Origin of the sequence: Acidiphilium sp. JA12-A1 (assembly GCF_000724705.2) — a bacterium.
Classification (GTDB): domain Bacteria; phylum Pseudomonadota; class Alphaproteobacteria; order Acetobacterales; family Acetobacteraceae; genus Acidiphilium; species Acidiphilium multivorum.
On record NZ_JFHO01000140.1, the window covers coordinates 1 to 8,569 of the forward strand.

Below are 8,569 nucleotides of genomic sequence, written 5' to 3' on the forward strand. Positions count from 1 at the left end.
TCGCCGAACTCGCCCGCCGCGCGCCCGGCGCCTCCGGCGGCTGGGCCGTCGCCGCCCGGATCGACGGGCCGGAAGGCCGGTTCGCGATCGGCACCGGGATCGAGGCGGGGCAGGGCGAGCGCCGCCGCCTGCTGCTCGATGGCGAACCGGCCGCCGCCGCCCGCGTCGCCGCCCGGTTTTCCTGCCTTTGGCTGACCCCGCAGATGGACCGCCTGTTCACCGAGGGCGCCTCCGCCCGCCGCCGCTTCCTCGACCGCCTGGTCCTCGCCCTCGAACCCGGCCACGCCAGCGAGGTCGCCGCCTTCGAGGCCGCCTCGGCGAACCGCAACCGGCTGATCGAGGCCGGCGGCTACGATCCGCTCTGGCTCGCCACGATCGAGGATTCGATGGCCCGCCACGCCGCGGCGCTCACCGCCGCGCGGCTGCACGTGATCGAGCGGCTGAACGCGCTGCTCGCCGCCGGCGCCGCCGATCCGTTCCCCGCCGCGCGGCTGTCGCTCGACTGTCCGATCGGCGCCGAACTCGCGCACCGCCCCGCCCTGGCGGTGGAGGAGTGGCTTCGCGGCCGCTATGCCGCGACCCGCGCCGAGCCGGTCGCCGCCCTCTCGCCGCAGCGCGCCGATCTCGGCCTCGAACACGCTTCCAGCGGCCTCGCCGCCGCGCTGGCCTCCACCGGCCAGCAGCGGGCGATGCTGGTCGCGATCGTGCTGGCCCACGCCGCCCTGGTTGCCATTTCCCGCGGCGCCGCCCCGGTCCTGCTGCTCGACGAACCCTTCGTGCATCTCGACGCCGCCCACCGCTCGGCACTCGGCGAGGTCCTGCATCGCGGCGGCGCGCAGGTCTTCTGCACCGCGACCGAACGCGACCAGCTCGCCGCCCTCGGCGATGCCGCGATCTGGACGGTGGGGGAGGGCGCGCTCCGCCGCGCCTGACGAGTCAGTTCAGGATATTTATCTAATCAATTGAGTTTGAACGATTGTTTCAGACCGTGCTCAGCAGGCGCCGCGCCTCGTCCGCGTCCGCCGCGATCTGCGCGCGCAACTCGTCGAAACTGGCGAAGCGCCGCTCGTCGCGGATGAACCGGTGGAGCGACACGGTGATCTCCTGGCCATAGAGGTCGCCGCTGAAGTCGAACAGATGCGCCTCCAGCCGCGAGATCGCCCCCTCCGCCACGGTCGGCCGCCGGCCGATATTGGCCACGCCCTTGACCATGCGCCCATCGGCCAGCCGCACCGTCACCGCATACACGCCGCGCGCCGGTTCGAGGTGCCGCCCGAGCGCGACATTGGCGGTGGGAAAGCCGATCGTCCGTCCCCGCGCGTCGCCATGCGCGACCACGCCGCGAATCGCGTGCGGCCGGCCGAGCAGCGCCGCGGCGCGTTCGGGGTACCCGTCCTGCAGCAGCCGGCGGATCCGGCTGGAGGAGATCGGCCCTTCGGCATCGTCGAGATGCGGCACGATCGACAGCCCGATCCCGCGCGCCTCCGCCGCCGCCCGCAGCATGGCGACATCGCCGCCCCGCCGGTGGCCGAAGGCGAAATCCGCCCCGCAGGCGAGGTGCGCCGCCCCGATCCCGCGATCGAGCACCTCCTCGATGAATGCCTCGGCGCTCAGCAGCGAGAAGGCGCGGTCGAACGTGAGTTCATAGAGGATCTCGATTCCCTCGGCCTCCAGCGCCGCCGCCCGCTCGGCCTCCAGCATCAGCCGGAATGGCGGATCGTCCGGGCGGAAGAACTCGCGCGGATGCGGCGCGAAGGTCAGCGCCGCGCGCGGTGCGTCCGGCCGCGCCGCATGCGCCGCCCGCAGCACCTCGACATGCCCGCGATGCATGCCGTCGAAATTCCCGAGCGCCACCGAGGCGCCGCGCGCCTCCGGAGGAATCCCGCTCCAGTCGTGGAAGACGCGGATCATTCGGCGGCGCGCTTCTCGTTCTGCGCCACGGCGACGACGGCCTCGGTCGGCGGAATCACGACCGCCTCGCCCTCGATCACCACCTTGCCGCGCACGAAGCAGCGCGTGCGCATGGTCGCCCGCTTCTTCTCGTGATCAAGCGAGGCAACCTCGACCTCCGCCGTCACCGTGTCGCCGATGCGCACCGGCGCGCGGAACCGCATCGACTGCGTGAGATAGATCGTCCCCAATCCCGGCAGCACGGTGCCGAGCACCGCCGAAATCAGGCTGCCGCACAGCATCCCGTGCGCGACCCGTCCCTTGAACAGCGTCTCGTCGGCGAGCTCCTGGTTCAGGTGAACCGGATTCGTGTCCATCGACACGGCGGAAAACAGCAGGATGTCGGCCTCGGTGATGGTCTTGCCGAGCGAGGCGGTCTGGCCGGGTTCGAGCTGGTCGAAGGGTACGCAGCTGGGCATGGGAACTCCCGTCGCGGTGGAACGTATCGCGGCGCACAAAGCGCCGGATCGGGGGGCGGGGTCAAGGCCCCGGCGCGGCATGCCGCAGATAGGCCAGCAACCGCGTCTCCCGCCGCCCGCGCGTCACCGTGTCGAGAATGATGCCGGTGGTCAGGCTCAGCGCCCCGGCGAGCACGATGCCGGTGGCCAGCACGGCGGTCGGCAGCCGCGGCACGAGGCCGGTGCGCAGATAGGTCGCGATCACCGGGGCGATCAGCACGGCGGCGACCAGAAACGCGGCCCCGCCGAGCGCGCCGAAAAACGCCAGCGGCCGCTCGTGCCGCAGCAGGCGCAGGATCAGCCGCAGGATGCGCCAGCCATCGCGCCAGGTCCTGAGCTTGCTCTCCGAGCCCGCCGGGCGCGGCCGGTAATCGCCCTCGACATGGGCGATGGGCAGGGCGAGTTCGAGCGCATGCACCGCGAGTTCCGTCTCGATGTCGAATCCGGTGGCGAGCACCGGGAACGACTTCACGAACCGGCGCGACAGCACCTTGTAGCCCGACAGCATGTCCTCCACCCGGTCGCCGAAAATCGCCCGCACCGCCCCCGTCAGCAGCCGGTTGCCCAGCCTGTGGCCGCCGCGATAGGCGGCCGCGTCGGTCTCCCGCCGCACGCAGTTCACGAGATCGTAAGGCCCCCGCCGGGCCAGTGCGATCATCGCCGGCGCCAGCGCGGCGTCATAGGTGTCGTCGCCATCCGCCATCACGTAGAGATCGGCCTGGATGTCGCGAAACATCCGCCGGACCACGTGGCCCTTGCCCTGCAGCGCCTCCCGCCGGACGATCGCGCCCGCCCCGCGCGCGATCGCGGCGGTATCGTCGGTCGAATTGTTGTCGAACACGTAGATGTCCGCGCCGGGCAGGGCGGTCCGGAAGGCGCGCACCACGGCGCCGATGGCCGCCGCCTCGTTATGGCAGGGCAGAAGAACCGCAATCCTCGGTTCCGTCATCGTCATCCGGCTCCCTGTTTCGCTTTCGGTTTAACCGCCGCCGCGCCGCCGGTAAACCGTGCGGCCCGCCGGTTTGGCCTTTGCCCGGCACCCCCGCTAGACTGGTCCCGCGCACATGAAAGGACGCAAGATGCGGAGGCTTGTCCGTTTTCTCTCCCTCGTCGTCGTGCTCGCCGCCCTGGGCTGGCTCGGCCTGTGGTGGTATGCCGAAAGCCGGCTCGCCCTCGCCGTCGACCAGGCGGCGGCCCGCCTGCACGCGGCCGGCTGGACGGTCAGCCACGGCGCCGTCACGCGCGGCACCTCGCCGTTCGTCGCCGATGTGCGGGTCGCCGATCTCCGCCTGACGCCGCCCGTCGCCGACGGCCCGGCACCGACGCTGGAAATCCCCGCGGTCGATCTCGTGGTGCATCCCGCCGCCCCGCTGACGCTCGATCTCGGTTTCGCCACCGTCTGGCGCATGGCCCTCGAAGGCGGCCCCTCCTTCACCCTGCGCTTCGGCAGCATCGCCGCCGATGACCGGTTCGATCTCGCGGACCTGCTGCACCACGCGCCGGATCCGCTGCGCGCCGGCGCCTTCCACGCGACCGACCTGCGGGTCGACAGCGAGAACACCAATTTCACCCTGGTCAGCGTCGCCGCGATCGATGCCAGCGGCACCCGCAATCCGGATGCCGGGCCGGATTCCATGGCCGCCACGCTGCACGAATCGCTGCGTGGCCTCGCGCTCTCGCCGCTCTTCGTCACCCTCGGCAACCTGCCGTTCGGCGGCAAGCTCACCGCGCTCAGCGTCGATCTCGCGCTCTCCGGCCCCGCCGCCGCGCTGCCGGCGCGGCTCACCCTGCCGCCCGGCGCCCGCTGGCTGGCCCCCGGCGCGGCCGCCAACCTCCCGGCGCTGTGGCGGCAGCTCGGCCCGGCGCTGCATCGCTGGGCGCAGGGCGGCGGCCACGGCACCTACGATTTCGGCCTCACGGTCGGCCCGCTCGATGCCCACGGCACGGGCAGCTTCGGCTTCGATGCCGGCGCCCAGCCGAAGGGAAGGCTGCATCTCGTCGCCGACGGACTCGGCGCCGCCCTCGGCGCGCTCTCGACGCATTATCCCTCCCTCACCGGCGACATCAGCGCCCTGACCACCGCCGCCGCGCCCTATTTCACCCGCGGGCCGAAGGGCGGCCAGCGCCTCGCGGTCGATTTCGTCCTCGCCCATGGCGCCGTTTCGGCCAACGGCACGAAGCTCACCACGGTCCCGCCGCTGGTCTGGCCCGCATCCCCGCAAGCGGTGCCCGGAAAGGCGGCGCCGAAGGGCTGAGGAGAATGGACACCGAGCCCGAGGACGAAGCCGCCACGCTCAGCCCGAGCCAGATGCGCCTGACCGCGCTGATCGTCGCCACCGCGCTGTTCATGCAGAATCTCGACGGCACGATCGTCGCCACCGCCCTGCCGGCGATGGCGAAGAGCTTCCACGCCGACCCGCTGCACATGAGCCTGGCGCTCACCTCCTACCTGCTGTCGCTCGCGATCTTCATCCCCGCCTCCGGCTGGTTCGCCGACCGCTTCGGCAGCCGCACGGTCTTCCGCGCCGCGATCCTGGTCTTCACCATCGGCTCGATCCTCTGCGGCCTGTCGCAGAGTCTCGGCCAACTCATCGCCGCGCGCATCTTCCAGGGGCTCGGCGGCGCCATGATGGTGCCGGTCGGCCGGCTGCTGCTGCTGAAATCCGTCCGCCGGCGCGACATGATCGCGGCCACCTCCTGGCTCACCATGCCGGCGCTGCTCGGCCCGATCATCGGCCCGCCGCTCGGCGGCTTCATCGTCACCTATCTCTCCTGGCGCTGGACCTTCGACATCAACGTTCCCATCGGCCTGATCGGCATCGTCGCCGTCACCCTCCACGTCCGCGAGGTGAAGGACGCCGAGCACGCCGGCCGGCTCGACATTGCCGGCCTCGTCTGGAGCGGCCTCGCCATGGCGTTGCTTATGTCCGGCTTCGAGACGATCGGCCGCGGACTCATCCCGCTCGGCTGGAGCCTCGGCTGCTTCGCCGCCGGCGCCGTCGCCTCGCTCGCCTACTGGCGCCATGCCCGCCGCCACCCGCACCCGATCCTCGATCTCACGCTGATGCGGATCGACACCTTCGCCAATTCCACCATCGCCGGCAGCTTCTTCCGCGTCCTCGCCGGCGCGATGCCCTTCCTGCTGCCGCTGATGCTCCAGCTCGGCTTCGGCGATTCGGCGGCGAAATCCGGCACCATCACCTTCGCCGCGGCGGTCGGCGCGCTGGCGATGAAGCCGCTCGCCGAGCCCATCCTCCGCCGCCTCGGCTTCCGCGTGGCGATGATGCTGTTCGGCGGCCTCGCCGTGGTCTTCACCGCCGCCTGCGCCGCCTTCCGCCCCGGCTGGCCCGAACTCGCGCTCGATGCCGTGCTGCTGGTCGGCGGCGTGTTCCGCTCCCTCCAGTTCACCGCCCTCAACACCATCGCCTATGCCGACGTGCCGCGCAGCCGCATGAGCGCCGCCACCAGCTTCTACGCCACCTTCCAGCAGATCACCCTCACCCTCGGCATCTCGGTCGCCGCCGGCGCGCTGGAATTCACCACGATCTTCGCCGGCCACGCCGAGCCCTCGATCGCCGATTACGGCTGGGCCTTCCTCATCGTCAGCGCGATCGGCGGACTCTCGGTGCCGGTCTGCGCCAGGCTCTCGCCCGCCGCCGGCGACGATGTCAGCGGCCATCACGCGCCGCCGCCCGCCGGCCCGGCGATTGACGCGAACCCGGCGGCGCGCCAGTAACGGGGCATCGCAAGCGGAAATGGATCTCCCATGATGGAAACCGGCAGCAGCATCGCGCTCGCGCGGCGGCTGTGGCGGCAACATGTCAGCGCCTATCGCGGTCGCGTCGCGCTCATCATCGTCGCCACGCTGATCATGTCGGGCACCACGGCGCTCTACCCCGCGCTGATCGACCGCGCCTTCACCATGTTCGCCCGGCGCGACCCGCGCATCCTCTACCAGGTGCCGCTGATCGTGCTCGCCGTCACCATGGTCAAGGCGCTCGCCCAGTATGCCCAGACCCTGCTCACCCAGCAGGTCGTGCTCGGCACCATCCGCCGCCTGCAGGTCTCGATGTTCGATCATCTGACCGGCGCCGAACTCGCGCGGATCGACCGCGAGGCTCCCGCGGCGCTCGCCGCCCGCTTCACCACCGACGCCACCGTGATCCGCGAGGCGATGAGCCGCGCCGTGAACGGCATCGCCGATTTCTTCACGCTGATCGGCCTGGTCGGCACCATGCTGTGGATCGACTGGGAACTCAGCCTCATCGCCGCCCTGCTGTACCCGCTCGCCGGCCTGCCGATCCAGAAGATCGGCCGCCGCATCCGCCGCGCCTCGGGGGGCATGCAGGAGCGGATGGGCGAAACCGCCGCCCTGCTCAACGAAAGCTTCGCCCAGGCCCGCACCGTCCGCGCCTATGGCCTCGAGGAAGACGAGCGCCGACGGGCGGAGCGCGCCTTCGAGCACCTCTACCGCGCCCTGATGCGCATGATCCGCGGCCGCGCCGCGCTCGACCCGGTGCTCGAAGTCCTCGGCGGCCTCGCCATCGCCCTCGTCATCGGGTTCGCCGGCTGGCGGCACGCGGCGGGCGCCTCGGGCATCGGCAATTTCACCGGCTTCGTCGCCGCCCTGCTGATCGCCTCCCGCCCGCTGCGCGCCCTCGGCACGATGAACGCCGCGGTGCAGGAAGGCATGGCCGGGCTCGAACGCGTGTTCCATGTCATCGACGAACCCTCGGTCGTGGCCGACCGGCCCGATGCGGTCGAACTGCCGCCCGGTCCCGGCCGGGTCGAGTTCCGCCATGTCGGCTTCGCCTATCCGGATGGCCGGCCCGGCCTGCGCGATCTCTCCTTCGTCGCCGAACCCGGCCGCACCCTTGCCCTGGTCGGCGCGTCCGGCGCCGGCAAGTCGACGGCGCTTGCCCTGTTGCCCCGGCTCTACGAGGCCGATCGCGGCGCCATCCTGATCGACGGGGCCGACATTTCCGCCGTCTCCCTCGACTCCCTGCGCGGCGCGATCGCCTATGTCGGCCAGGATGCCCTGCTGTTCGACGACACGATCGCCGCCAATATCGCGATGGGCCGCAGGGGCGCCTCGATCGACGAAATCCGCGCCGCGGCCGAGGCGGCGGCGGCCGGCTTCATCGCGGACCTTCCCGAAGGATTCGAAACCCGCGTCGGCGTCAACGGCCAGCGCCTGTCGGGCGGCCAGCGCCAGCGCGTGGCCCTGGCCCGCGCCCTGCTGCGCGACCCGCGGATCCTGCTCCTCGACGAGGCGACCAGCGCGCTCGATGCCGAGAGCGAGGCCGCCGTGCAGCAAGCGCTCGCCCGCCTGCGCCGCGGCCGCACCACCATCGTCGTCGCCCACCGCCTCGCCACCGTGCGCGACGCCGACCGCATCGTGGTGATGGCGGATGGCGCGGTGGTCGAGTCCGGCACGCATGAAGACCTCATCGCCGGCGATGGCGCCTTCGCCCGCCTCGTCCGCGCCCAGGCCCTCGCCGGCTAGACCAGATGTTCGCCTGAGATTGGGGTGACCCGTCTCGCAGTATGCAGGTTTCCGAGGGTTGCGCCGGGAGGTCCGGTGCCGAGCCTCAATGCATAGGAGACGGGTCATGGGAAAGCATATCACTTTTATCGGGCTGGACGTGCACAAGGAGACGATCACGGTCGCGCTGGCGGAATCTGGCGGCCGCGATGACGTGCGCGAGTATGGCCGGATCGCGAACACCCCGGAGGGCGCTGACGAGGGTGGTGACGAAGTTGCAGCGCGTGGGCGGGGAACTGCGATTTTGCTATGAAGCGGGTCCATGTGGCTACGGGATCCAGCGACAGCTGACGGCGGCCGGGCATGACTGCGTGGTGGTGGCGCCGTCGCTGATCCCTCGCAAGCCGGGGGAACGGATCAAGACGGATCGTCGGGATGCGGTGAACCTGGCCAGGCTGCATCGGGCGGGGGAATTGACGGCGGTCTGGGTGCCGGATCCGGCGCATGAAGCGATCCGTGACCTGGTCCGGACTCGATTGATGGCGGTGCGAGCACKWCGGCAGGCGCGCCAGCAGCTGTCCGGCTTCCTGCTGCGTCATGGGGCACACTACAGTCGTCAAGCCTGGACGTTGATGCACGGCGCTGGCTGTCGGGACTGCGCTTTGAGCAGCCCCTC

The 8,569-nt window shown here is 71.3% G+C and carries 7 protein-coding genes and 1 pseudogene; 5 read left to right on the forward strand and 3 right to left on the reverse strand.

Annotation, left to right across the window (positions count from 1 at the left end):
* A partial coding sequence (locus RT91_RS18480; protein ID WP_035189122.1) for a DNA recombination protein RecF occupies positions 1 to 932 on the forward strand: 932 nt, incomplete at its 5' end.
* 49 nt (positions 933 to 981) lie between these two features.
* Here the strand turns inward: RT91_RS18480 and RT91_RS18485 are convergent.
* The 3 genes from RT91_RS18485 to RT91_RS18495 all read right to left on the reverse strand — a co-directional run bounded on the left by RT91_RS18485 (position 982) and on the right by RT91_RS18495 (position 3,363).
* Complete coding sequence (locus tag RT91_RS18485) at positions 982 to 1,911, reverse strand: bifunctional riboflavin kinase/FAD synthetase (protein WP_007421491.1); 930 nt, start codon at positions 1,909 to 1,911, stop codon at positions 982 to 984.
* Positions 1,908 to 2,369 carry a MaoC family dehydratase gene (locus RT91_RS18490; RefSeq protein ID WP_007421492.1) on the reverse strand — a complete coding sequence of 154 codons (462 nt, stop codon included), beginning with the start codon at positions 2,367 to 2,369 and terminating at the stop codon, positions 1,908 to 1,910. The genes RT91_RS18485 and RT91_RS18490 overlap by 4 nt, the downstream gene beginning before the upstream one ends.
* Positions 2,370 to 2,430: 61 nt before the next feature.
* Positions 2,431 to 3,363: a glycosyltransferase family 2 protein gene (locus tag RT91_RS18495; RefSeq protein ID WP_035189124.1), complete on the reverse strand. Its 933-nt coding sequence runs from the start codon at positions 3,361 to 3,363 to the stop codon at positions 2,431 to 2,433.
* Positions 3,364 to 3,487: 124 nt separating this feature from the next.
* Between RT91_RS18495 and RT91_RS18500 the strand changes: the two genes are divergently transcribed.
* The 4 genes and pseudogenes from RT91_RS18500 to RT91_RS18515 all read left to right on the forward strand — a co-directional run.
* Complete coding sequence (locus RT91_RS18500; RefSeq protein ID WP_035189127.1) at positions 3,488 to 4,663, forward strand: DUF2125 domain-containing protein; 1,176 nt, start codon at positions 3,488 to 3,490, stop codon at positions 4,661 to 4,663.
* A gap of 5 nt (positions 4,664 to 4,668) precedes the next feature.
* Positions 4,669 to 6,144: an MFS transporter gene (locus tag RT91_RS18505; RefSeq protein ID WP_007424209.1), complete on the forward strand. Its 1,476-nt coding sequence runs from the start codon at positions 4,669 to 4,671 to the stop codon at positions 6,142 to 6,144.
* Between the two features lie 30 nt (positions 6,145 to 6,174).
* Positions 6,175 to 7,914, forward strand: coding sequence for an ABC transporter ATP-binding protein (locus RT91_RS18510; protein WP_035189126.1), 1,740 nt, complete (start codon positions 6,175 to 6,177; stop codon positions 7,912 to 7,914).
* Positions 7,915 to 8,020: 106 nt separating this feature from the next.
* Positions 8,021 to 8,569, forward strand: a pseudogene (locus RT91_RS18515) (transposase); the annotation flags it as partial.

What these genes read in the sequence shown, in the direction of transcription:
- RT91_RS18485 (WP_007421491.1), bottom strand. Translation starts at nt 1,911, where the DNA reads ATGATCCGCGTCTTCCACGACTGGAGCGGGATTCCTCCGGAGGCGCGC.
- RT91_RS18490 (WP_007421492.1), bottom strand. Translation starts at nt 2,369, where the DNA reads ATGCCCAGCTGCGTACCCTTCGACCAGCTCGAACCCGGCCAGACCGCC.
- RT91_RS18495 (WP_035189124.1), bottom strand. Translation starts at nt 3,363, where the DNA reads ATGACGATGACGGAACCGAGGATTGCGGTTCTTCTGCCCTGCCATAAC.
- RT91_RS18500 (WP_035189127.1), top strand. Translation starts at nt 3,488, where the DNA reads ATGCGGAGGCTTGTCCGTTTTCTCTCCCTCGTCGTCGTGCTCGCCGCC.
- RT91_RS18505 (WP_007424209.1), top strand. Translation starts at nt 4,669, where the DNA reads ATGGACACCGAGCCCGAGGACGAAGCCGCCACGCTCAGCCCGAGCCAG.
- RT91_RS18510 (WP_035189126.1), top strand. Translation starts at nt 6,175, where the DNA reads ATGATGGAAACCGGCAGCAGCATCGCGCTCGCGCGGCGGCTGTGGCGG.